Raw genomic sequence first — 24,139 nt, 5'->3', positions numbered from 1 at the left:
GACGGACTGGCACCGGCTGTTGCGGAAGAAAAACTTAACGCAGTGTCCGGGATGAGTTGACCACTACACAGAGCCGCGTGCGGCCCGTCCACAAGCGGCCCATGCTCCCGCCCACCGCATGGATCAGGATGAGCGGCCGCTGGCTTGAGCACGCCGGCTTCAAGCCCGAGGATCGCGTCAAGGTCGACGTGCAGGAGGGCCGGCTCGTTATCACGGTGGTCTGATCCCAACGGTGCAATCCCGGGGATTCCGCCGCGTCGCCCGCTCCGAAGCTACTCTTCGTAGTGGTAGCACCGCGGGATTTTGTAGCCCTCCGGGAACTTCGGCCAGTTGAAGCGCGCGTCGAGGCTCGCTTTGTTCAAGTCGTGGCGTAGAGCATCGAAGAAACTCATCAGGTTGTGGGCATAACCACAAGCTCTAATCAGTCCAGCGCAAGCCGTCAGCTTGTCTCCTTGAGCAAGGGCTTTTTCGTATAGATCGAGCGCAGATTGCAATCGGGCAGCATCGTCATTAAATGACTCATCCAAATCCCCCCAGAATGGCAGGCGCCACTCCATATCGTCCTGCTCATCGAACGCTTCCAGATCATCACTCGTCAAACCATTTTCTTTCGCCAAGGCCACGAGCAAGCCTCCAACTCGATTGAATTCCATTTCTTACCTCAGCTTAAGTTTTCGCTTCTGCTCTCTGCCAACCTGCGTCTTGGCCTCGTTGATCGTTCCATCCAAGTTTAGAGCCCACTTGAAGTTGTTATTCCCATCAAACACTTCCAAGTGATTTTTGTGAGCGGCATCGAGTGCTTTGCGGAAGTCACCCAGTTCGGCAAGATAATTGCCGAACTCGCCCTGGCAGGCTTGCGGGTCGATCGCGCACGTGGCGACGACCTTTTCCTGCTTCTCTCTGCTGAGATTCCGATATCTGTCGCGCACCGATTCGCACGACTTGGTTTTCTCGCAACCCCGGGCTTCCTGGATCAGCGACTTGAATTCGCTAAGCTTCAGCGCGTTATTTTCTGTTTCTATTTTTGCGCCGGTGGTTGCAGTCGCCACATCCTTGCCGGAGCCCGTTGCGCCGGCAATCCCCGCGACGATCGACGTCACCAGATTCGTGCGCGCCTGCTTTTCCTCCGCGCTCAGGTCTTGCCCCGATGTCCCGCCTGCCTTGTCGAGCAGGTTGTTCAGCACCACGCTCGCCGATCCGCCCAGCGCACCCGCCCCGCAGTCCCCGCCCGACGCTATCGCCCCGGCACACCCCACGATGCCCTGCAGGGCCGCCCGCGCCGTCTCGCTCTTCATCTCATCGGCAATCGCCTTGACCTTTTCGGCGCCCAGGCTCTGGATGTAGTTGATCGTGGCCTTTGTCACCAGATCGCCCATGCCGCCGGTCACGTTACCGCCTGAGGCAACCGTGATCGCCGTGACGATCCGGCCATACTCGCCGCCCGGGCCCCACTTCTGCGCTTCGATCAACTGCGCATCGAGCTGCGCCCGTTTTGCCGGATCGGCTTCCGCGTCGCGCGCCTTCTCCAGCGCATCGGCCTCCTTTGCGCGGTTGTTCACAAACACGCCCACCTCCCGCTGCAGCGCCTCCACGATCTCGAAGCCGGCCCGGATCTCCCCCTCATTAAAGATCTTGCCGATGTTGCGTCACCATCTCCAATTTAATGTGCTTTGCCAGCATCATTACTGTCGCCCCATACACTGGCTCAATCTCACAAAAACTGAGTTCATTTCGCCGTATCGCGTCTAGCTTCGCTTGGAGAACCGACCACTCTTTGTCAAATCCCTCCGAATCTCCATCACGTAAAAGGTAGTAGATACGTTGCGCAACTCGTTCGGTAATTGAAGTCGACGCATCAACTTGCCAAACTCGATCTACGATGTTCGTTAACCTCATCTCCTCGACGAGAACGTCATCAACACCCTCCGCCAATATCAACCAATCATTGCGATTTGAATCCCTGATCTTTATCTCCACACATTTCTTATCTGCGAAGACCAAAATTCCAGTGATTTCGGCCTCAACCAAGTGGCTCCATGCATTCATTCTTTCGCTCCTGGTGTTTGAGGGAATATAACTGGGGAAACATCGCGTCCAGGATGCTCGCGCCTTCCGTCCGGCCATTCGTGAACGTGTGGTCTATCGTAGCCCTGATGTGGTTTATCTATATCAATCTCTGGCTTTCCATCCGGGCCGTATTTTCGAGAACGACGCTCACCATCGATCCAACTACCCGGAGAGCCTCGGTCAGGAACATCTTTGATCTTTGGATTCCGCTTGTTTCCATCTTCCTGACTGCGGTCGCTATCATCGCCGGAAACCATATTCGCGACCGCATCCCGGATACGATCAACAATCCCCGTACCCGATTCTGGCTGCCGAATTCCGTCTGCTTGGAGAGTAGGGTCGAGTTCCGTGATCGGATCGGCAGTCACATTGTCGCCCTTTTTCGGCTCGAACTTCTCGAATCCTGGGATCTTGAATGGCGGTAGTACACCGCCTGACTGCGGCGGAGTGGGTGGCAGCATGATCCCAACGGCATTGTTCTCAGCCTCGGTCTTCGCCCCGGTCGACGTCGTGCCGACATCGCCGCCAGCGCCGGCTGCTACACCCGCCACGATCGACGTGATCAGGTTCACGCGCGCTTCGCGCTCTTGCTGCGAGAGCTTCTGTCCAGGATTGTCGTCCTTCGCCAGCAGGCTACCCAGGAGCGACCCCGCTGCCCCGCCCATCGCGCCGGCGCCACAATTCCCGCTTGAGGCTGCACCGCCCGCGCAGCCCACGATCGCATGCAGTGCCGCCTTCGAGGCCGGATCGAGGTTTTCTCCGAGTGCCTTGACCTGCTGCGCACCGAGGCCCTGCAGGTAGTTGACCGTGGCAGCCTGCGCCATTTCGGCCGCACTGCCCGTCACATTGCCGCCCGCAGCCGCCGTGATGGCACTTGCGATTCGCCGGTAGTCGCCACCCGGGCCCCACTTCTGCGCCTCGACCAACCGTGCATCGAGCTGCGCGCGCCTTGCCGGGTCGGTTTCCGCGTCGCGCGCCTTCTCCAGATCATCTGCCTCCTTTGCGCGGTTGTTCACGAACACGCCCACCTCGCGCTGCAGCGCCTCCACGATCTCGAACCCCGCCTTGATCTCCTGCTCGTTAAAGATCTTGCCGAGCGCGTTACTGCCGTCGCGCTCCGACGACACCTCGCGGTTCGTCTCGGCGATGGTCTCTCGCGCCGTCTTGCCGGTGATGGCCTGCTGCTTCTCCCCGTCCGTGATCTCGATCACGCCGGCGCTGATGCCGCTGCGGGTCGTGCTGGTGGCGCTGCCCCCCGCCGCCACGATCATCGGCGGGGTCACCGACATGCCCCCCGACGCGCCCCCTGACGTGCCAGCTGAGGCCGGCGCCTCGTGCCCCGGCACCACGCTCGCGCCGGTCGTCGCCTGCCCCGCCTGATCCGTGCCGACCCTGGCGTCGCTGCCGCCCGAACTGAAGCCGCCGCCGATGCTCACACCGAACGCGTCGTACTCGGCCCGGTTCTCGAGGTCGCGCTGCGTCAGGGTGCCCGTCTTCAGGCGATTTGCGCCCGCCTCGGCCGCTTGGTCGGTCGAGGCGATCACCGCGCCCACCAGATCGGTGTTGCCTTTGACTTCCACGTCGAAGCCGCCGTCGCCCGCCAGGATGCCCGACTGTTGCTGCACGCTCGCGTAGTCGCTCCTGATCTGCTGGTGGCTCGCGTTGATCGCACCGGACACCGTGCCTAGCCCGGCCGTGATGCTGCCGGCCAGCGACTGGTCGCGGCTGTGGTAGTTGTCCCGGTCCTGCAAGCTCTCGAGCTTCAGGTCGCCGCCGACCTTCGCCGCAACCGACTCGCCGCGCACCTGCGCACCGCGCAGCGTGGTGTCGCCGCCGGATTCCATCGTCAGGTGCTTGCCTGCCGTGACATGCGTGGTGGTCCAGGTCTGCGCGTCGCCCTCGGCCTTGCCGCGCGAGACGCTCGCATTGGCCGTGACGCCCACCGAGGTTTTGGTGCCAATGCTCACGCCTACGCCGATGCCGCCGCTTGCGCCACGGCTCCTGCGGCGCGTGCTCGAGGTGTTCTCGGCGGCCACCAGCTCGATGGCGCCGTCAGCCGCCAGCGTCACGTCGCCGCCCGCCTCGAGGTCGCTGCCGCGCACCGTCAGCGTCGATTGGTCGCCGGATGGGACACCATCGTGGTCACCATCACGGTCACCACCCGCCGTGGCCCGGACCCTGATGTCGCCCCCGGCTGCCACCGACGAACCGCGCGCACTCGTGCTCGTCTGTGTCTCGCGACTGGTCTGGCGCGAGCCGCCCACCGTGACCGAGACGTTGATGCCGCCCAATGCGCTCGGATCCTTCGTCACCGCGTCGTAGGCGTTCTTGCCGGCCAGGCCCGCCGTCGCACCCGCCAGCGCCTGCAGCCGTCCGTCACTGGTCTTGCCTGCCGCCTTGGCCATCTGGCCGGCCGTCTGCGCGGCGGCCAGCACCGGGCTCGACACCGCGACCGTCACGCCCGACTGGCGCACATCAAACTCGTGCTCGCTGTGCGCCGTGTCGGTCGACTCGACGATCGCCACGCGTTTGCCCGCGATATCCACGTCGCCCGCGCGCGCCACCACCTGGCTGCCCGCCTGGCGGTACTGCTCGCCCGCGACGAGCGTCACCTCCCCCGTGACCGAGCCGAGCACGCTGCCGGTGTGCGAGCTCTCGCTGCGCCGCGTAATCTCTTTCTCCGCGCGCCGCCCGATCGTCACACTCCCTCCGCCGTTGCCGAACACACCGGAGGTCGTCTCGTGCCGGTACTCCGACGCGGCGTGCCGGTTCTCCGCGCCCGCGATCTCGAGGTCGCGCCCCGCTTTGACCGTGACGTCGCCCTCGCCCACCACGTTCGAGCCCGTGACGCGCACGTCGCGCGCGGCGCCCACTTCGACGGCGTTGCCCGAGACCGTGCTGCCCTGCGCGAGCACGTCATGCGCGTCGCGCTGCGTCTCTTTGGTGCTGCGCGAGAGCACGCCCGAGCGCGTATCGTGGCTCCACTGCGAGGTGTCGTGACGCTCCTCGACGCCCTCGATGCGCACGTCGCCCGCGGCGATCATGCGCACCGTGCCCGGCCGCGCGGGGTTGCCAGCGGGGTTGCCAGCATCGTTGCCGGCAGCGTGGCCCGTCGCGTGGTTGCGCACGGCTGTGGCTGTCGGCGCCGCGGTAGCACCGTCGCTGCGCCGCGCATCGGCCGCGCCTGCCTGCCGGCCCGCGTTGACGTACGAGCCCTGCACCTTGACATCGCCGCGTCGGGGCGCCGCCTCGCCGCCGCTGCTGTCGGCGTCGACGTAGGCCGTCACGCCCAGCGTGTCGAGCACCTGCGCAACGGCCTGCCCCTGGCCAGCGCCGAAGCGGATGTCGCCACCGGCCTGCACCTCGCTGCCGCGCACCGTCTCGTGATACGCATCGGTGGTGTGTTTGAGCGTGCCGCCGAACGACTTGCCCTCGAAGCGGTGCGTGTCCTTGACCGCACCGACCGTGACGTCGCCCGCCGCCGCGACGGTCGTGTCGCCACCCGACGCGATCGTCGAGCCCAGCACTGCAGCGTCACGGCCCGCCACTACCGTCACGCTGCCCTGTGCGTCGATCGACGTGCCCAGATGCTCGCGCCGCTCGGTCCAGCCGGTGGCATCAACTACGCCACCTGCGCCATCGCCACGGCTGCCGAACTCGCGCTCCAGCGCCGTGGCGCCGATCGCCACGTCGCGGCCCGCCGCAATTTGCGCGTCGCCGCCGGCGCTCACCTGCGCGCCTTCGAGCTTCGCATCGCGCTGCGCCACCACGCGCAACGCTTCGTCCGCGTGGATTGCGCCCTGCGCGTCGACGAGCGTGTTTGACACCGTATTGGTCTGCCCTGCGCGCCCGGATGCCTGCTCGATGCGGCGCGTCTTTGAGCCGACCACCACATCCCGGCCCGCGCGGATGTCGACACCGCGGCCCGCGATCTCGCCGCCGAGGTTCACCACGTCCCGCTCGGCGCGCACCCCCACGTTGCCCCGCACGCCCTGGCCCCCACGATCGCCCTGCTCGTCCTGAGACGCGGGCGCGCCCACGGATGCGATCGCGCCCGTGTTCACCACATCGCGCGCGGCGACGTGCACATCCGCATCGCTCACGATCCGGCCGCTGTTGGTCAGCGTGTCGCGCGCCTCGATCAGCACGTCGCTGCCGGCCACCACGGCGCCGGTGGCCTCGAGCCGCACCCGACTGCCCGCCCTGGCACCACGAGCGAGGTAGAGCTTGGGCACCAGCACTTCCTGCGTGCTGCCGTCGGCCAGCGTCACCGTCTGCCGGACCAGCCACACGATGTCGCTGGTAAGCGCCTTCATCTGCGCTGCGGTGAGCGCCACGCCCACGCGCAACTCGAACTCGCGCGCGTACGTTGCGCCCGAGGCCATCAGCGCCTTGAACTCCTCATCCGCTTGCGTGTGTTCGGCGAGGAAGGTGCGCCCGGTGGCCTTCAGTACCTGCTCGCGCAGCAGGCGGGCCTCGTAGAAGCCGTCGCCGACGCGCTTGTCCACCCGCGCCGGGTCCAGGCCCAGCAGCGCCAGCAGGTAATCGCTCGACACGAAGTTGCCGTAGTCTGTGAACCGCGGATCGGTCACCACCAGGTAGGGGTGCGCGGGCGCGGCGTCGATCGCGAACAGCCCGATGGCCGGCAGCTTCAGGTCCGGCAGCGCCACTGCTGTCGCATTCACCGCATCAACTTCGCCTGACGCGCCGGTGCCTGCGCCGTCGGTGCCACCCCCGATCACGCGCGTGCCGGCCACCGTCTCCCCGTCCGGATTGACGCTCGCGATGTCCACGTCGCGCCCGGCAATCGCCACGCGTTGGTTCGACGACACGATCGCCGGCAAGGCGTCGACGACTTCCCGCCGCTGCGCCACCGAGAAGTCATACGGGCGCACCTCGCGCGCGCTGTTGCCGCGCTTCTCGTGCCAGTAAACCCAGCTGGTCTGCGTCTGGTTGACGCGCCGCTCGAGCTCGATGCCCCTGGCCGTGATCGCACCGCCGTTGCCCCGTACATTCAGGTTGCCGCCCGCCGCGATGGTCGACGCGTCGTTCAACGCCTCGCCGTCGTCGACATTGACGCGCATCGCCCCTTGCGACACGAGGCTCGCCGCCGGGGCCGCGCCGATCAGGCGGTCGACCGTGGCGCTCTCACGGAACTCGCGCCGCACCTCGTTGTAGTCGCGCCCGTCGCGCATGCCCGGCCGGTAGCGCAGGATGCGCACGCCCTCGTCCGCCTCGCCCGTGAGGTGGCCGCCGGCCTCGTCGACCACGCCCGGGCGCAGGTGCGTCGCGGGATCGAAATCCGGATAGAACTCGATGACGTAGTTGCCCTGGCCGTCGTCCGTCAGTCGCTCGAAATGCTGAACCGCGTTGTGCGTGATGGTGCGCTTCTGAAACTCCGTGTCGCCCCCGGCGAGCCAGGCAGCACCGGTCTGATACACCTCTTCGATCGGATGGGCGAGGCGGAAGGTCTTGCCGTTCGCGTCGAGCGCGCGCACCCCCGACTTCGGGATCACCACCCGCACGGGCGCGGCGACCGCCTGCAGCTTCTCCTCCGAGAGCGCCGCCTTGGCCTCGTGCCACCGCCATTGGGTGAACGACTGATTTTTGGGGTTCGGCTTCCTGACCTTGACGCGCTTGGGCGGCTCACCGCTCTCGCCCTGGATCTCGATCTCCTGCAGGATGAACGCCGGCTCGCCGTTGACCGCCAGGCTATGGCTGCGGTGCGTCGTCGGCAGGTTGGTGTCCAGGTCCTGCGCGTCGCCCGGCCGGAGGTCGACGTGGTAACCCGCCACCCAGACGCGGCGGTTGAACGTCTTCTCGCCTTCCGGCACCGCCTTCTGAATGTGGATGAAGCTGCGTTCGTTGAGCAACTTGCGGGTGGCGATATCGAGATCGCCGCCGGCCTCGATGGTGGCCGAGCGGTTGGTCAGGCTCGCCGTCTGGCGCGCCAGGTACCCCTGCGCGTCGCGCTCGGCGCCCGCGCCAATGCGCAGCGCCCCGAGGCTGTACAGCACCGCGCCGTCGTCGTTGAGCACGTCGCCGTCAGCCCACAGGTCGAGCGCCGAGGTGGCCGCCATCACCGCGCGGCTGCCCTGGTTGACGATGTCGGTGGCGGCAACAGTGATGCGATCGCCAAGCACCGTCGCCGCATTGTGCACGCGCCGGGCGCTGAGGCTCACCTCCTGGCCCTCGATGCGCCCGTCGTTACGGATCTCGTCGGTGGCGGCCAGCGCCGTCGTGCCGCCGCGTAGCTGGCCACCGATCGTGTTGTGAATCGAGGCAGCATTGAGCGACAGGCGCTTGACCGCCGACAAACTGCCGGCGTTGGTGAACACGCCGCCGGCCGTGAAGCTCAGGTCGCCGTCGGCGCGGTAGTCGCGCCCGGCCGCGTGGGTGTAGTCGCCGGTGACCGCGAGGTGCAGGTCGCCGCCCGCGCGCAGCGCGCCCTCACCGGCGAGCGCTGCGGCCTGCAGCGCCAGGCTGCCGTTGAACGCGAGCTTGCCGGCGTGGGTGAGCGTCGCGGCGTGAATCCATGCATCGCGCATGCCCTGGATCTGGCCGCGGTTGTGCACGAGCAGTTGCGACGTGCCGGCGAAGGGCGCGTAACGCGAGTCGGCCTCAGCGCCTTGGGCCAAATGCAGCTTGAGCAAGCCGAGGCGCAGATCGTGCCCCGCGAACAGCGTGCCGCTGTTGGCGAGGCGCCGGGCGATGCCCAGCACCAGGTCGCCGCCGGACTTTATACGCGCCGAGGTATCGTTCTCGAGCGTGTTGGCTACGATATGCACGGCACCATTGCCGCCGATGAAGCCGGTGGCGTCCTTCGCGGTGTCCGTCGCCCCGTCCGTGGCGGCATCAGTAGTCGAGGCTGTCGACTGACTCATCGATGTCGCGTTCGTTGCGGCATTCGTCACGGCATTCTTCACAGAGTCGGCGACGATGCGCGTGAGCCCCGTGCCCGTATTGACGATGCGGCCATCGGTGTTGTCCACCGACTGGGCCGCCAGCGCCATCGCCCCCTGCGCCCCCGTACTCTCGATACTGCCGGCGCGGTTATCCAGCAGGCCGCCTGCCGTGATCGCAACGCCGGTCCGCGCCGACACCTTGCCACCGCGATTGTCGATCCCATGCCCTGCGGTGAGATGTACCCCGGCGCCTGCCGTCAATTCGCCGTCATCGTTGGCGAACGTGCCTTGGGATGCGACGCGCAACATGCTGCCCGCCGTCACCCGCCCCTGCGTATTGACGAAGTCATGTGTCGCGATTTCGACTGCGCCGTTGCCCGCCAGCAGCCCGCCGGTGTTCGTCACCACGCTGCTCGTGAGATCGAACCGTCCGGTGCCGGCATGCGTGATCGTCCCTCGGGTGTTGTCGAGGCTGCCTGCAGCCAGCGTGAACGTCGCGGCATTGCTCTCAAGTTTGCCGCCGGTGTTATCCAGCGCGCCGGTGATATCCACGCGCGCATCGCCGCCGTGCTGGGCAAGGCGCCCGCCCCGGTTCGACAGCGACGCGCCGGCCACCTCAAGATGTGCGGCTTCGGTTTCGGCGCCATCGTGATCGATGTAGCCGGTCATGCGCCCATCGACGCTTCCATTGATGCGGCCCTCAATGCGTCCGCTTGCGTCGAGCCGCACGCGCTGCCCTGCGCGCGTCCTGGCGCCCGCCATGCTCAACGGCCCATGCATCGCCGCATAGTGCAGGTTGCGCCCTGCGTCGGTCCGGCTGCCCGAGACATCGAGCGAGGCGCCCTGCAGCGCGACATCGCCCGCCGCCCAGTGCCGGCCGGTGGCGACGAGCGCCCCGTCGGCCGCAAGCCGCAGATTGCCGTCGTTGCCCGGCCGACCGTTCACATCGACGCCCGCCGCAAACCAGCCGCGCGAGGCGATGCGCTGCGCCGACAGCGACACATGCCGGCCTGCGACCCACGCGCCGCTATGCGTGAGCACGCCGCCAATGCGTGCCGTCACGTCGCCCGCGGCGTACAGCGTCCCTGCGTTGTCGACATCGCCGCCACTTGCGATCACGAGGTCGCGCTTTGAGGAGATCGTGCCGCGGTTGCCAATGCCGCCTGCGGCGTTGATCGACAGCGTATCCTCCGCATGCACCTGGCCCGTGACCGTCAGGAGGCCGGAGGCCGACAGGTGAAACTCCTGCGCCGCGACCTGTCCACCCACGTTGACGCCCACGCCCAGCTCCGTGCCGATCAGTTGAATCTTGCCCGCGTACATGCCGCCCAAGTGCGAGATGTCGAGCCCGAAGACCGGCTTGCTGTCGGCGCCGGCCAGGCTCGAGCGCACCAGAAACGTCTGCGCGTCCACCTCGTTCAGGCCCGTGACCAGATCGAGCTTGCCCGCATGGATCAAGGCGTTCAGCTGGATCGCGCGCGCCAGCAGCGCGACTCCATCCAGATTGCGGGCATTGAAGCCGGCGCCCTCGACGCGCACCATACCGCCCTTGACGCGAAACGCCTCGAGCGAGCCGGTGCCGCCGAACACCGGCGCGCCGGTGGTGAGCACCCCGCGCGAGGTGTTGATGAAGCCGCAGCCGTTGCAGGTCAGGCCATTCGGGTTGGCGACGACCACCTCGGCACGCGGGCCGGCCACCTCGAGATAGCCGTTCAGCGTCGACGGCAGGGCGCTCGTGACCTCGTTGACGATCACCGCGGCGCTGCCGCCGCCCAGATTCGGATTGCCCGGCACCCAGCCGCCGAGCTGGGTCGGCACGCCCGTCGCCGCGTTGTTCAGGATCGCGCCGGGCGTGCCGACATCGAACCGTTCGTAGGCGTTGTGCGATACGCCGCCGGGCGTGGGCGCCGTGATGTCCACCAGCGGCACGCCGTTGGGCGCGGCGTGCACGCCCGGTGCCGAGCCTCCCGCGCCCGCATCCGGCACGATCTGCGCCATGGCGATGTGCGGAACAATGAGCAGCGCCACCACACACATTGCGGTAGGGCGGCTTAGGGCACGATGACCACCGGCACCTCGGTCACCGGCACGCCGGCCACTACGACTCAAACCGGGCGAACGTCCGGACGACGCGGATTCCGCCACCGCCAGCCATTGGCTGCGGACACGATTGAAAACCAAACGATAACAACGGGCGTTCATGCCGATCTCGGTTCATGGCGCAACTGCTACTGTCAAGAGCAAACCGCGCGGGGAAGCGGACGGCCGCCGGGGGGCACGGCTGCAGGAAAATGCGATGTATCAAACGGCGCGTGCACAATCACGCCAAGCCACCAGAATGTGGCCAGGAACCGAATGGAAAACGGCGAGGAATGTGACAGAACATGCACGCATTGTTGGCGGGCAAATTCCAAGTGCTCGGTCGTCACCATACTGGCGTAACGCATCGTGAGGGGCATGGCGAGCGTAAGCGGGATCTCGCACCATGCCTATCGAAAATCGATCACTTATTTCTTGAATTGAACATTTTGTCGCTGCGGTGACGGAATCGATGGACGCGTCATGCCGAGACGACTACGCGCTTTTCGGAGTCGAAAAAGGACTGCAATGAGCCAGCCATCAGCGTGTGGCCAGGAACCGAATGAAAGACGGCGGGGATGGTGACAGAACGTTCAAGCGTTGACAGCCGACTATGCGGCCAACACCCGAACTTTCGGAATTACGTGTATCGAACACGCTAGTCAACTACCGGACCTGACGGCAAATTGGTTCGCAGCACGGCGGCACCAAGACCATCGGGCCTGGTGTTCTACCTCACTAAAGCGTGCTCCGAACCAAGCCGTTCAATATTGCGACAGCCTGTGATCCGTAACGCACTACATAACCGGCGTGCTTACGTTGCCATTCGCGCGCGGTCGCCTCATCCGGAAGCCGCGTCTTCTCATAGTCGCCAAACGCGCCGAGATCAAAGCGATACCGGTCGAGGATTGCGCCGTCCGTCTGGTCGATGGCAGCCTTGCCCCCTCCCGGCGCGCGAAGCCGAGGCGGGGTCACGGCATCAGCCGAGTTTCGTCGGCGAGAAACGCCAGATGCCCGTTTCGTCACGAGTGCGCGTCACTTCGCCGGCGTGCCAAAGCAGATGCAAATGGGCGAGCGCTTCGCCGATGGCGAACGTTGTCTGGTGCGCGTCCAGTTTGCGGCGGAACATGATCGGCACGATGTCCGCGGCGCTTTGCGGCGACTCGGCGCAGGCTTCCCGGACTTCCTGCAGACGGGCGGCATGGTGATCACGCAATTGCCCGATGCGCGTATGCAGGCCGGTGAACGGCTTGCCGTGGGACGGGAGCGTGAGACAGTCAGCGGGCAATTCGAGATAGCGGCCGAGCGAATCGAGGAACAATTGCAGCGGGTTGGCTTCCGGCTCGATATCGAACACACTCACATTCGTGGAAATACGCGGCAGGACCATGTCACCGGAGATCAGCACATTGTGTTTCGCGCTATAGAGCGCAACGTGTTCCGGCGAGTGACCATAACCGGTGACGACATCCCAATGCGCACCGTCGATGAGGATGGCATCGCCCTCGCACATCCGGCGGTATCGTGACGGTACGCTCGGCACCAGATCGCTGTAATAGGTCTTCCGGTTCCGGATCTGGTCGACCATCTCCGGATCGGCCAGGCCGTGCGCGATGAAATGATTCACGGCGAAATCACCGCCGGCGTTCGAGTTGTTATTGTTGGCGGAGGCCATGACCCGCCCCCAGGCATAATCGCCGAGCGACATCCACAGTCGGGCGTGCCAACGTTGCTTTTCGCCGCCTTCGCAGATCCAGTGGGCGAGGCCGAGGTGGTCGGGATGGCAATGCGTGACGATGACCCGCAGCACCGGCAGGCCGTCGAGCGCCTTGTCGAAGACTTGTTCCCAGAACGCCTTGATCTGCGGATGGGCGATGCCGCAATCGACGATCGTCCAGCCTTGCGCGCCGTCGATTTCGTCGCGCAGGAGCCAGAGATTGATGTGATCGAGGGCGAAGGGCAACGGCATACGCACCCAAAAAACCCCGGATGCGACTTCATGGACCGTGCCGCCTTCCGGCAGCAGATCGCCGAGCGGGTAATTCAATTGTTGTTCGAGGGCATTCACGGGGGACCAGCCTCCTACAGAAATGTTCTGTCAACTCGGGACCACATATGTGGACGTGCCCGATTGCATACCGGCCGACTTGACGCTAACGTAAACGTTAATTCTATCCGCAAAAGGTAAGCGCCTGCTTAACCGCCCTATGGCTGCGATGCTCACTTACACAATTACCGATTTGGCGCGCGAGTTCGACATCACGCCCCGCGCCATCCGATTCTACGAAGACCAGGGCCTGCTCACGCCTGCGCGCGAGGGCCCCGGCGGGCGGCATCGAGTATATACGGGGCAGGATCGCACGCGCCTGAAACTGACATTGCGGGGCAAACGGCTGGGGCTCACGCTCTCCGAGATCAAGAATATCCTTGATCTGTACGAATCGCCCAAAGATACCGTGCCGCAATTGAGAGTGTTCCTGGAGACCCTTGCCCAGCACCGGCGTGTACTGGAACAACAGCTTGAGGACCTGCACGCGACGCTCGACGAAGTTTCCCAGCACGAAGCGCAGTGCCACGCGCTGTTGGAGGCCGCGGGGGAAGGGGCGGGTGGTGGTGCCGGGGCTGAGGCTGGGCGGCGGGTGGTTTCCCGGTAAACCATCTCAATTTGCATTGCTCACGCCCTTTCTCGCTTGTATGTTTAAGGCTGCTCAGGCTCGTCTGATCACTTCGACTACCCTCAGACTTTACCGCACTGATCAGCCTTAAACATACAAGCGGAAGGAGGGTCGATAAAGCGGCTGGCGCGAGCGCAGAAAGCGGGTCCTGCCTCGGATAAAGCGGCTGACGCGAGCGCGGAAAGCGGGTCCAGAACTCCCCCCTCGGCGACAACCCACCAGAAAAACCCTTACTTTACGTTTACGTAAACGTAAAGTAACATCCCAAATACCCTGACCGAGCGCTGTCTTCGAGACCGAATCCGCCATGACTGTCACGTCCAGCACGAGCACCCTGTCTGCAGCCCCCGCGCCGCTGAATGCCGCCATCGCCGCAAAGATCCGCGCCAGCTTCGACAGCCAAGGCGTCATGACCCATTGGGGCGCGTTGCTGACGGGCCTGGCTGACGGATTCTGCGAAATCACCCTGCCGTTTTCCGACAAGGTCAATCAGCAACACGGCTTCTTCCACGGCGGCGTCATCGGTGCCATTGCCGACTCGGCTGGCGGATATGCCGGTTACACCCGCATTTCCCCCGATCACGAACTTGTCACCGCAGAATACAAACTGAACATCCTCGCACCTGGCCAGGGAGATACACTGATCGGGCGCGGCCACGTCGTAAAATCCGGCCGCTCGCTCATCGTTGCCACTGCAGAATTATTTGTCGTCGATCAGGGAAAAGAAACACTCTGCGCCTTGATGCAGCAAACCCTGTTTGTCCTGAATACCCTGTCGCCACGCACGAACTGACGTGGATCGACGCTGATGGATGCCGGCGCGCCCCATCCCGTGCGCCAAGTCACGATACCCACAGGAGACTCCGCCATGACCCAATTGCCCGGCCTGAACTTCATGCTCGGTGAAGACCTCGACATGCTGCGCGAATCGATTTCCGCCTTCGCAGCCAAGGAAATCGCCCCGCGCGCGGCCGAAGTCGATCACACCGACCAATTCCCCATGGACCTCTGGCGCAAAATGGGTGACCTGGGCGTACTCGGCATGACCGTCTCCGAAGAATACGGCGGCTCCGGCATGGGCTACCTCGCCCACATGATCGCCATGGAAGAGATCTCGCGCGCGTCCGCCTCCGTCGGCCTGTCCTACGGCGCGCACTCCAACCTGTGCGTCAACCAGATCCATCGTAACGGCACTGCCGCCCAAAAGGCCAAATACCTGCCCAAGCTCGTCTCCGGCGAACACGTCGGCGCCCTCGCCATGAGCGAACCCAACGCCGGCTCCGACGTCGTCAGCATGAAACTGCGCGCCGAAAAGCGCGGTGACCGCTACGTGCTCAACGGCACCAAAATGTGGATCACCAACGGACCCGACTGCGACACCCTCGTCGTCTATGCCAAAACAGACCCCGACGCCGGCCCGCGCGGCATCACCGCGTTTCTCGTCGAAAAAGGCATGAAGGGTTTCTCCGTCGCCCAGAAACTCGACAAACTCGGCATGCGCGGCTCGCATACCGGTGAGCTCGTGTTCCAGGATGTCGAAGTCCCCGAAGACAATGTCCTCGGCGCCGTCGGCGGCGGCGTCAAGGTCCTGATGAGCGGCCTCGACTACGAACGCGCCGTGCTCGCCGGCGGACCGCTCGGCATCATGCAGGCCGCCATGGATGTCGTCGTGCCCTATATCCACGACCGCAAACAATTCGGCCAGTCCATCGGCGAGTTCCAGCTGATCCAGGGCAAGGTCGCCGATATGTACACGATTTTGCAAGCCAGCCGCGCCTATCTGTACGCCGTCGGCCGCCAACTCGATGCGCTCGGCGCCGGCCACATCCGTCAGGTCCGCAAGGATTGCGCCGGCGTGATCCTGTATACCGCCGAAAAGGCCACATGGATGGCCGGCGAAGCCATCCAGATCCTCGGCGGCAACGGCTATATCAATGAATACCCGGTCGGACGCCTCTGGCGCGACGCCAAACTGTATGAAATCGGTGCTGGCACTTCGGAAATCCGCCGCATGCTCATCGGCCGCGAATTGTTCGCCGAGACCCTGTAACCGGCACCCCGGCTTAATCGACGCCCCGGGTACGCCCGGCGCAGACGCCTTTGCACGCGAGCGCTACAATCCATCGTAGCGCCCTCCCCGCTCCGACCGGCATGAACCACTTTCCGAAACTCCTGTCGTCGCAGATCGCTTTCGATGTCGCGCGAACCATGCTCGACGGCTTCGACAAGCACTATCGCATCTTCCGCGAAGTGTGCGACACGGCCAAGACGTTGTTCGAGGCAGGGGACTGGCTCGGCCTGCAAAAACTGCAGCGCGACCGTATCGCGTTCTACGATGCGCGCGTCGAGGAATCCGTCGTCATTCTCGAAGATGAATACGACGCGGAAAATATCGAGGACGAAGTCTGGCAGCAGATCAAACTGCACTACATCGGCCTGCTGACCGAGCATCGTCAGCCGGAATGCGCCGAAACGTTCTTCAACTCCGTCTGCTGCAAAATCCTGCACCGCTCGTACTTCAACAATAATTTCATCTTCGTGCGCCCGGCCATCGCCACGGAATACATCGAGAACAACGAGCCCGCCAGCAAGCCGACGTACCGCGTCTACTATCCCGCGCGCGACGGCCTGGACCAGACGCTCGAACGCATCGTCACGAACTTTCAGCTCGAGCGCCCCTTCGAGAATCTGGCGCGCGACGTCGACTATGTCATGCGCGCCATCGAAGAAATGTTCGGCGTGTTCGACATGGCGCCGAATTTCCAGATTCACACACTGTCGTCGCTGTTCTTCCGCAACAAAGCCGCGTACATCGTCGGACGCATCATCAATGGCGACGCCGTCCTGCCGTTCGCCATCCCGATCATGCATACGCCCGACGGCAAGCTCGCCCTCGATACCGTGCTGCTGCGGCGCGAACAACTGCAAATCATCTTCAGCTTCACGCATTCCTATTTCATGGTCGACATGGAAGTCCCGTCGGCCTACGTGCAGTTCCTGCGCAGCATCATGCCGGGTAAGCCGAAAGCCGAAATCTATACCTCCGTCGGCCTGCAGAAGCACGGCAAGAATCTTTTCTACCGCGATTTCCTGCATCATCTGAAGCACTCGAGCGACAAGTTCATTACCGCGCCCGGGATTCGCGGGCTCGTCATGCTGGTGTTTACGTTGCCGTCGTACCCGTATGTCTTCAAACTGATCCGCGATGCGTTTCCGCTCCCCAAGGATACGACGCGCGCGCAGGTCCAGAGCAAGTACCTGATGGTCAAGCAGCACGATCGCGTCGGACGCATGGCAGATACCCTCGAATACTCGAGCGTCGCCTTTCCGCTGGCGCGCTTCGACGACGCCCTGATCGCCGAACTCCAGGCCGAAGTGCCGTCGCTGCTCGAGTTCGAAGGCGATTCGCTCGTCATCCGCCATCTCTATATCGAGCGCCGCATGACGCCGCTCAATCTCTGGCTGCAACACGCGGAAACCGATGCCGAAATCGACCACGCGATGTGCGAGTACGGCAACGCAGTCAAGGAATTGATGGCCGCGAACATTTTCCCCGGCGACCTGCTGTACAAGAACTTCGGCGTGACGCGCCACGGCCGTGTCGTGTTTTACGACTACGATGAACTCGAATACCTGACCGATTGCAATATCCGGAAAGTCCCTGCGCCCCGTAATGAGGAAGAGGCGATGTCAGGGGAAGTCTGGTACCGTGTCGGGCCGCACGATGTGTTCCCGGAGACGTTCGAAACGTTCCTCACGGGTGATGCCCGAGTGCGGCGCTACCTGTTGCAGCATCACCCCGATTTCTTCGACCCGGCCCTGTGGCAAGGCCATCAGTCGCGGATTCGCGCCGGTCAGATGCACGACTTCTATCCGTACGACGTTTCGCAGCGATTCGCCAATCGTTATCACGCGGCAGAGCCGGCTACCCAGCCGGCCCCACCCGTGCCGCCCGCCTCGCGGCGCGTGGCGGCGGCCTGATCGCGCGCGATTGCGCACTTAGCCAGAAAACTTAGCAAACCATACACCTGATCATGAACGACGACCAACAACCGCTCATCCATCTGCTCGACAACAATCGCGCCTGGGTGGCCAGCGTCAACGCCGAAGATCCCAATTTCTTCGAACGCCTCGCGAAGCAGCAGGCGCCCGAGTATCTGTGGATCGGCTGCTCCGATTCGCGCGTGCCGGCCAACCAGATTACCGGCCTCGCGCCGGGCGAGGTGTTCGTCCACCGCAATATTGCCAACGTGGTTGTCCACAGCGACCTGAATTGTCTGTCCGTCCTGCAGTTCGCGATCGAAGTGCTCAAGGTGCGCCACATCATGGTGGTCGGCCACTACGGCTGCGGCGGTGTCGGCGCCGCGCTCGACGGCGCGCGCCTTGGACTCGTCGACAACTGGCTGCGCCACGTGCGCGACGTCCACGAACGGCACGCCGCGCAAATCGACGGCCTGGCGTCGCGCGAGGCGCGTCACGACCGGCTGTGCGAACTCAATGTCATCGAACAGGTCGTGAACATCTGCCACACGACCGTGCTGCGCGACGCCTGGGCGCGCCAGCAGCCGGTCACCGTTCATGGCTGGGTCTATGGCCTGCGCGACGGGCTCGTGCGCGATTTGCGCATGTCCGTCAACAGTGCCGAAGCGCTACCGCACGTCTATGCGCGATGTGTCGCGGCATTTTCCGACTCGCTTGGCGCCGGGCAACCGGGCGCTTACCGAGCCTGAATTTCATTTCACGCATTCCGAGGAGTCCGTCATGCAAGATCCGATCGTTATCGTTTCCGCCGCCCGCACGCCGATGGGCGGTCTGCAGGGGGTGTTCGCCGACGTCACCGCGCCTGCGCTGGGGGCTGCCGCCATTCGCGCCGCCGTGGAGCGCGCGGGCATCAAGCCTGAACTGGTCGAGGAAGTCGTGATGGGCTGCGTGCTGCCCGCCGGCCAGGGACAGGCGCCTGCGCGCCAGGCCGCGCTCGGCGCCGGCCTCCCGCTCGGCACGGGCGCGACCACCGTCAACAAGATGTGCGGCTCGGGCATGCGCGCAGCAATGTTCGGCCACGACATGCTGGTGGCCGGCAGCGTCGATCTGATGATCGCCGGCGGCATGGAAAGCATGAGCAATGCGCCGTACCTGCTGCCGAAGGCGCGCGCCGGCATGCGCATGGGTCACGGCCAGGTGCTCGACCACATGTTTCTCGACGGTCTCGAGGACGCCTATGACAAGGGCCGCCTGATGGGCACGTTCGCCGAGGATTGCGCCGGCCGCTATGCCTTCACGCGCGAAGCCCAGGACGCCTTCGCGATCGCCTCGCTCGAACGCGCCAAGCTGGCCAGCACGAGCGGTGCTTTCGACTGGGAAATCGCGCCCGTGACGGTATCCGGCCGCAAGGGCGACGTCGTCGTCGCGCAGGACGAACAGCCGTTCTCGGCCAAGCCGGAGAAGATCCCGACGCTCAAGCCGGCGTTCCGCAAAGATGGCACGGTGACGGCGGCGAATTCGTCGTCGATTTCCGACGGCGCCGCCGCGCTCGTGATGACGCGCGCCTCCGTCGCGCAACGCCTCGGCCTGGCGCCGCTCGCACGCGTGGTCGGCCACAGCACGTTCGCGCAGGAGCCGGGCCTGTTCACCACGGCACCTGTCGGCGCCATCCGCAAGCTGTTCGAGAAGACGCGCTGGTCCGCAGGCGATGTCGATCTGTACGAGATCAACGAAGCGTTCGCAGTGGTGACGATGGCCGCCATGCACGAATTCAATCTGCCGCACGACAAGGTGAACATCCACGGCGGCGCGTGCGCGCTCGGCCATCCGATCGGCGCTTCGGGCGCGCGCATTCTCGTGACGCTGCTCGGCGCGCTCAAGCGTACCGGCGGCAAGCGCGGCGTGGCCAGCCTGTGCATCGGCGGCGGCGAAGCCACGGCAATGGCCATCGAACTGGTTTGAGCGGGTAAGCCGCCGCGCACACTGCAAACGAACACGCGCCTACGAGGAGACGACACCGTGCTGCTGAGCCCCGAACACGAGATGATCCGCGATGCGGTGCGCACCTTCGTGCGCGATGCCGTCACGCCCCACGCAGCGCAGTGGGACCGCGATGGCACGTTTCCGCATGACGTGCACCGGGAACTCGCGGCGCTCGGCGCCTACGGCGTGGCGGTGCCCGAGAATTATGGCGGCGCGGGTCTCGATTATCTCGCGCTGGCGCTGATGCTCGAAGAGATCGCGGCCGGCGACGGCGGTACATCGACCGTCATCAGCGTGAACAATTGCCCCGTATGCAGCATGCTCATGGCGTTCGCCGACGAAACGCAAAAGCGGCGATGGCTGGTGCCGCTCGCGCGCGGCGAGATGCTCGGCGCCTTCTGCCTGACCGAACCGCACGTCGGCTCGGACGCTTCGGCCCTGCGCACGACCGCAACGCGCGATGGCGAGGATTATGTCCTCAACGGCGTCAAGCAATTCATCACGAGCGGGAAGCACGCCGACGTCGCCATCGTATTGGCGGTCACGGACAAGGCGGCTGGCAAGCGCGGCATCAGCGCATTCGTCGTGCCGACGGACACGCCCGGATATGTCGTCGCCCGTCTCGAGGACAAACTCGGCCAGCATTCGTCGGACACCGCGCAGATCCTGTTCGAGAACTGCCGCGTGCCCGCCGCGAATCGCCTCGGCGACGAAGGCGCGGGCTACAAGATGGCGCTGTCGGGCCTCGAGGGCGGCCGCATCGGCATCGCGGCGCAATCCGTCGGCATGGCGCGCGCGGCGTTCGAAGCCGCGCTCACGTACGCCAACGAGCGCGAGAGCTTCGGCCAGACGTTGTTCAATCATCAGGCCGTGCAGTTCCGCCTGGCCGACATGGCCACCCAGATCGAAGTCGCGCGGCAGATGGTGTGGCACGCCGCGAGCCTGCGCGACGCGGGACGCCCGTGTCTCAAGGAAGCGGCAATGGCCAAGCTGTTTGCATCGGAGATGGCCGAACGGGTCTGTTCCGACGCCATTCAGGTCCACGGCGGTTATGGATATGTGAGCGATTTTCCGGTGGAGCGTATCTATCGTGACGTGCGCGTCTGCCAGATTTACGAAGGCACGAGCGATATTCAGAAGATTCTGATTGCGCGCGCCTTGGCGCAATAAACACGTCTCAAGAAAACGGAGCTGCCATGTCATCCGCCATCGACTTTTATTTTGACGCAATACCGCGCATCCATGGCAAGACCTGATCCCCGCGCCACGGCGCCCTGCCCGTGCGGCGGGCTCGAATACGCAACCTGCTGCGGACGTTTCATCGCGGGCGCAGAGGTGCCCGCAACCGCCGAGCAGCTGATGCGCTCGCGGTATAGCGCATATGTCCGGCAAGACGCGGCTTATCTGCGCGATACGTGGGCCGACGCGACGCGTCCGGCGACACTGGACTTCGACGACGCCCCACAGTGGCTCGGCCTTCAGGTCAAGGCACATGTGCAGCGCGACGACACGCATGCGGAAGTCGAATTCGTCGCGCGCTACAAAGTGGCCGGGCGCGCCCATCGTCTGCACGAGCGCAGCCGCTTTGAACGTGGCAGCGATGGCCGATGGCGCTACGTCGACGGCGATCTCTTCGAATAACGAAATGTTCGTGGCGCTCCACACGATCGCCCGACCGAACCGACTCTCCTGATAGCTCCTTTTACCGGATTTCGTCACATGCCGATTCTTGAAAGCAAGCTCAACCCGCGCGGGGAAGACTTCCAGCGCAATGCCGAGACCATGCAGCAGATCGTCGACGACCTGCGCTTGCGCGTGGCCGAACTGGCGCAAGGCGGCGGCGAGGCGGCGCGCAAGAAACATGTGGCGCGCGGCAAGCTGCTGCCGCGCGATCGCGTGCAGCAACTGCTCGACCCGGGCTCGCCGTTCCTCGAACTGTCACAACTGGCCGCCTACGGCATGTATCACAACGACGCGCCCGGCGCGGGCGTGATCACCGGCATCGGCCGCGTCTCCGGACAGGAATGCGTCATTGTCTGCAACGACGCCACCGTCAAGGGCGGCACGTACTATCCGATGACGGTCAAGAAGCATTTGCGCGCGCAGGAGATTGCCGAGCAAAATAATCTGCCATGCATCTATCTGGTCGACTCTGGCGGCGCGAACCTGCCGAATCAGGACGATGTCTTCCCTGACCGCGACCACTTCGGCCGCATTTTCTATAACCAGGCGACGATGTCGGCCAAAGGCATTCCGCAGATCGCGGTGGTGATGGGCTCGTGCACCGCCGGCGGCGCCTATGTGCCCGCCATGAGCGACGAATCGATCATCGTCAAGGAACAGGGCACGATTTTCCTGGGCGGCCCGCCCCTCGTCAAAGCCGCGACCGGCGAGGAAGTGTCCGCCGAAGATCTCGGCGGCGCCGACGTGCATACGCGACTGTCGGGCGTGGTCGATCATTTCGCGCAGGACGACGCGCATGCGCTGTCCATCGCCCGCAATATCGCCGCCAATCTGAACCGACACAAACCGCAGGGGCCGGTGGTGCGCCCGCCGGTCGAGCCAAAGTTCGATGCGAAGAGCCTGTATGGCGTGATTCCGGTCGATACGCGCAAGCCTTTCGATGTGCGGGAAGTCATCGCGCGCCTCGTCGACGGTTCCGAGTTCGACGAATTCAAGGCGCGCTACGGCGCTACGCTCGTGTGCGGCTTCGCGCACCTGTGGGGCTATCCGGTCGGGATCATCGCGAACAACGGCATCCTGTTCTCGGAGTCCGCGCAAAAGGGCGCCCACTTCATCGAACTGTGCTGCCAGCGCAAGATTCCACTCATTTTCCTGCAGAACATCACCGGTTTCATGGTCGGCCGCAAGTACGAGAACGAAGGTATCGCCAAGCACGGCGCAAAGATGGTGACGGCCGTCGCCACGGCACAGGTGCCGAAGTTCACGGTGATCATCGGCGGGTCCTTCGGCGCGGGCAACTACGGCATGTGCGGTCGCGCCTACTCGCCGCGCTTTCTGTGGATGTGGCCGAATGCGCGCATTTCCGTGATGGGCGGCGAGCAGGCGGCGTCGGTGCTCGCCACGGTCAAGCGCGACGGCATTGAAGCCCGCGGCGGTCAATGGAGCGCCGACGAAGAGGACGCCTTCAAGCAGCCGATTCGCGAGCAGTATGAAAAGCAGGGGCACCCGTACTACGCCAGCGCGCGCCTGTGGGACGACGGTGTGATCGATCCTGCGGATACGCGCACGGTGCTCGGCCTCGGTTTGTCGGCCGCGCTGAATGCGCCGATTCCCGATACGCAGTTCGGCGTGTTCCGGATGTAAGGCACATCGGCCGGGGTTGGTTCGCCATTTCTCATGAATCACGGAGTCACCGCATGAATCTCGCCACGCTCAAGCTCACCATCGAGGGGTTTGTCGCCACCGTCACCCTGAACCGGCCCGACGTCCGCAATGCGTTCAACGAAACCGTCATCGAGGAATTGACGGGCGCGTTCCGGGCGCTTGGCGCGCGCGACGACGTGCGCGCCATCGTGCTCGCGGCCGAAGGCGTTGCGTTCTGCGCCGGCGCTGATCTGAACTGGATGAAGAAGATGGCGGGCTATTCCGACGCGGAGAACCGCGCCGATGCCATGACCCTCGCGACCATGCTCCACACGATCTACCGTTGCCCGAAGCCGGTCATCGCGCGCGTACAGGGCGATACGTATGCCGGCGGCGTGGGACTTGCCGCTGTCTGCGATATCGTCGTGGCCGTCGACACGGCACATTTCTGCCTGTCGGAAGCACGCCTCGGCCTGATTCCCGCCACCATCGGACCGTATGTGATCCGTGCGCTCGGCGAGCCGACCTCGCGCCGGTATTTCCTGACGGCGGAGCGTTTTACCGCGGCCACCGCGCAACGGCTCGGACTCGTGCATGAAGTGGTCGCACCCGACGCGCTCGACACCACCGTCGGCGCCCTCGCGGCCGCACTGGCGGAGAACAGCCCGAACGCCGTGCGCGAGTGCAAACGCCTTGTGCAGGATCTGTCCGGGCGCGACATCGACGCGGCGACGATCGGCGATACCGCCGACCGCATCGCAGCGATTCGCGCGTCGGACGAAGGCCGTGAAGGCGTCCGTTCATTCCTGGAAAAACGTGCGCCGTCGTGGCGTGCGCCGGTGTGAGCGACGCGCGACACAAACTTTCACACTTTTTTTGACGATCGCGTCCGCCGGAGATGCCGCAACGTTGGCGGCGGGTTTCTCGAACTTCGCGCCATCGTCTCGCAAAACGCATTAAAGCGACGACTTCCCGACATAAATACGGCTATTGCCCTGCCAAACCGGTTTGCCTACCATGCGCCCATTCACCCCCTCCGGCCAAGACGTGCTGCCGCACATTGCGTGCGGCCAGCGTCTGGGCCAACCGGCTTGCCAACGCCGCGCCGTGAACTTCACGCGC

At 64.6% G+C, this 24,139-nt stretch carries 16 protein-coding genes and 1 pseudogene; 11 read left to right on the top strand and 6 right to left on the bottom strand.

The genetic code is table 11. The features are described 5' to 3' along the window. Positions 1 to 101 precede the first annotated feature (101 nt). Positions 102 to 224: a SymE family type I addiction module toxin gene (locus tag PTE30175_RS12120; protein ID WP_224788727.1), complete on the top strand. Its 123-nt coding sequence runs from the start codon at positions 102 to 104 to the stop codon at positions 222 to 224. 48 nt (positions 225 to 272) lie between these two features. On the opposite strand, the gene PTE30175_RS12115 is transcribed toward PTE30175_RS12120, so the two are convergent. The 6 genes and pseudogenes from PTE30175_RS12115 to PTE30175_RS12095 all read right to left on the bottom strand — a co-directional run bounded on the left by PTE30175_RS12115 (position 273) and on the right by PTE30175_RS12095 (position 13,119). Continuing rightward, positions 273 to 653: a DUF6853 family protein gene (locus tag PTE30175_RS12115; protein WP_150697289.1), complete on the bottom strand. Its 381-nt coding sequence runs from the start codon at positions 651 to 653 to the stop codon at positions 273 to 275. Positions 654 to 656: 3 nt separating this feature from the next. Then, entirely contained in the window at positions 657 to 1,592 is a 936-nt protein-coding gene (locus tag PTE30175_RS12110) for a VENN motif pre-toxin domain-containing protein (protein ID WP_150697288.1), read from the bottom strand. A gap of 31 nt (positions 1,593 to 1,623) precedes the next feature. Beyond that, positions 1,624 to 2,046, bottom strand: a complete 423-nt coding sequence (locus PTE30175_RS12105) for a hypothetical protein (RefSeq protein ID WP_150697287.1) — start codon at positions 2,044 to 2,046, stop codon at positions 1,624 to 1,626. Next, positions 2,043 to 11,000, bottom strand: coding sequence for a hemagglutinin repeat-containing protein (locus PTE30175_RS12100; RefSeq protein WP_224788733.1), 8,958 nt, complete (start codon positions 10,998 to 11,000; stop codon positions 2,043 to 2,045). Before PTE30175_RS12100 ends, PTE30175_RS12105 begins: the two co-directional genes overlap by 4 nt. Positions 11,001 to 11,066: 66 nt before the next feature. Then, positions 11,067 to 11,174, bottom strand: a pseudogene (locus tag PTE30175_RS29215) (ESPR-type extended signal peptide-containing protein); the annotation flags it as partial. 856 nt (positions 11,175 to 12,030) lie between these two features. Then, positions 12,031 to 13,119 (bottom strand): MBL fold metallo-hydrolase, encoded by a 1,089-nt coding sequence (locus PTE30175_RS12095; protein ID WP_150697285.1) that lies wholly within the window; start codon positions 13,117 to 13,119, stop codon positions 12,031 to 12,033. 139 nt (positions 13,120 to 13,258) lie between these two features. Here PTE30175_RS12095 and PTE30175_RS12090 point away from each other — a divergent pair, with 139 nt between their 5' ends. The 10 genes from PTE30175_RS12090 (at position 13,259) to PTE30175_RS12045 (ending at position 23,862) form a co-directional block, all read left to right on the top strand. Continuing rightward, complete coding sequence (locus PTE30175_RS12090) at positions 13,259 to 13,705, top strand: MerR family transcriptional regulator (RefSeq protein WP_224788726.1); 447 nt, start codon at positions 13,259 to 13,261, stop codon at positions 13,703 to 13,705. 328 nt (positions 13,706 to 14,033) lie between these two features. Continuing rightward, positions 14,034 to 14,519: a PaaI family thioesterase gene (locus tag PTE30175_RS12085; protein ID WP_150697284.1), complete on the top strand. Its 486-nt coding sequence runs from the start codon at positions 14,034 to 14,036 to the stop codon at positions 14,517 to 14,519. A 75-nt stretch (positions 14,520 to 14,594) separates the two neighbouring features. Continuing rightward, entirely contained in the window at positions 14,595 to 15,776 is a 1,182-nt protein-coding gene (locus tag PTE30175_RS12080) for an isovaleryl-CoA dehydrogenase (protein ID WP_150697283.1), read from the top strand. 101 nt (positions 15,777 to 15,877) lie between these two features. Next, complete coding sequence (gene aceK, locus PTE30175_RS12075; protein WP_150697282.1) at positions 15,878 to 17,707, top strand: bifunctional isocitrate dehydrogenase kinase/phosphatase; 1,830 nt, start codon at positions 15,878 to 15,880, stop codon at positions 17,705 to 17,707. A 53-nt stretch (positions 17,708 to 17,760) separates the two neighbouring features. Beyond that, positions 17,761 to 18,456, top strand: a complete 696-nt coding sequence (can, locus tag PTE30175_RS12070; RefSeq protein ID WP_150697281.1) for a carbonate dehydratase — start codon at positions 17,761 to 17,763, stop codon at positions 18,454 to 18,456. Between the two features lie 31 nt (positions 18,457 to 18,487). Further along, positions 18,488 to 19,669 (top strand): acetyl-CoA C-acetyltransferase, encoded by a 1,182-nt coding sequence (locus PTE30175_RS12065; RefSeq protein WP_150697280.1) that lies wholly within the window; start codon positions 18,488 to 18,490, stop codon positions 19,667 to 19,669. Positions 19,670 to 19,726: 57 nt separating this feature from the next. Beyond that, positions 19,727 to 20,860 carry an acyl-CoA dehydrogenase family protein gene (locus PTE30175_RS12060; protein ID WP_150697279.1) on the top strand — a complete coding sequence of 378 codons (1,134 nt, stop codon included), beginning with the start codon at positions 19,727 to 19,729 and terminating at the stop codon, positions 20,858 to 20,860. Positions 20,861 to 20,932: 72 nt separating this feature from the next. Then, positions 20,933 to 21,331, top strand: coding sequence for a YchJ family protein (locus PTE30175_RS12055; RefSeq protein ID WP_150697278.1), 399 nt, complete (start codon positions 20,933 to 20,935; stop codon positions 21,329 to 21,331). A gap of 78 nt (positions 21,332 to 21,409) precedes the next feature. Beyond that, the gene (locus PTE30175_RS12050) at positions 21,410 to 23,017 is read left to right on the top strand and encodes a carboxyl transferase domain-containing protein (RefSeq protein WP_150697277.1); all 1,608 of its coding nucleotides are present in this window, start codon (positions 21,410 to 21,412) and stop codon (positions 23,015 to 23,017) included. A 53-nt stretch (positions 23,018 to 23,070) separates the two neighbouring features. After that, complete coding sequence (locus tag PTE30175_RS12045; protein ID WP_150697276.1) at positions 23,071 to 23,862, top strand: enoyl-CoA hydratase/isomerase family protein; 792 nt, start codon at positions 23,071 to 23,073, stop codon at positions 23,860 to 23,862. The last annotated feature ends 277 nt before the right edge of the window (positions 23,863 to 24,139 follow it).

Origin of the sequence: Pandoraea terrae (assembly GCF_902459695.1) — a bacterium.
Taxonomy (GTDB): Bacteria; Pseudomonadota; Gammaproteobacteria; order Burkholderiales; family Burkholderiaceae; genus Pandoraea; species Pandoraea terrae.
This window is presented reverse-complemented; position numbering and strand designations above follow the sequence as displayed.

Excerpts from the sequence above, each read along its gene's own strand:
- PTE30175_RS12080 (WP_150697283.1), top strand. The coding sequence starts at position 14,595 with ATGACCCAATTGCCCGGCCTGAACTTCATGCTCGGTGAAGACCTCGAC.
- PTE30175_RS12065 (WP_150697280.1), top strand. The coding sequence starts at position 18,488 with ATGCAAGATCCGATCGTTATCGTTTCCGCCGCCCGCACGCCGATGGGC.
- aceK (WP_150697282.1), top strand. The coding sequence starts at position 15,878 with ATGAACCACTTTCCGAAACTCCTGTCGTCGCAGATCGCTTTCGATGTC.
- PTE30175_RS12050 (WP_150697277.1), top strand. The coding sequence starts at position 21,410 with ATGCCGATTCTTGAAAGCAAGCTCAACCCGCGCGGGGAAGACTTCCAG.
- PTE30175_RS12105 (WP_150697287.1), bottom strand. The coding sequence starts at position 2,046 with ATGAATGCATGGAGCCACTTGGTTGAGGCCGAAATCACTGGAATTTTG.
- PTE30175_RS12085 (WP_150697284.1), top strand. The coding sequence starts at position 14,034 with ATGACTGTCACGTCCAGCACGAGCACCCTGTCTGCAGCCCCCGCGCCG.
- PTE30175_RS12045 (WP_150697276.1), top strand. The coding sequence starts at position 23,071 with ATGAATCTCGCCACGCTCAAGCTCACCATCGAGGGGTTTGTCGCCACC.
- PTE30175_RS12115 (WP_150697289.1), bottom strand. The coding sequence starts at position 653 with ATGGAATTCAATCGAGTTGGAGGCTTGCTCGTGGCCTTGGCGAAAGAA.
- PTE30175_RS12090 (WP_224788726.1), top strand. The coding sequence starts at position 13,259 with ATGGCTGCGATGCTCACTTACACAATTACCGATTTGGCGCGCGAGTTC.
- PTE30175_RS12120 (WP_224788727.1), top strand. The coding sequence starts at position 102 with ATGCTCCCGCCCACCGCATGGATCAGGATGAGCGGCCGCTGGCTTGAG.
- PTE30175_RS12055 (WP_150697278.1), top strand. The coding sequence starts at position 20,933 with ATGGCAAGACCTGATCCCCGCGCCACGGCGCCCTGCCCGTGCGGCGGG.
- can (WP_150697281.1), top strand. The coding sequence starts at position 17,761 with ATGAACGACGACCAACAACCGCTCATCCATCTGCTCGACAACAATCGC.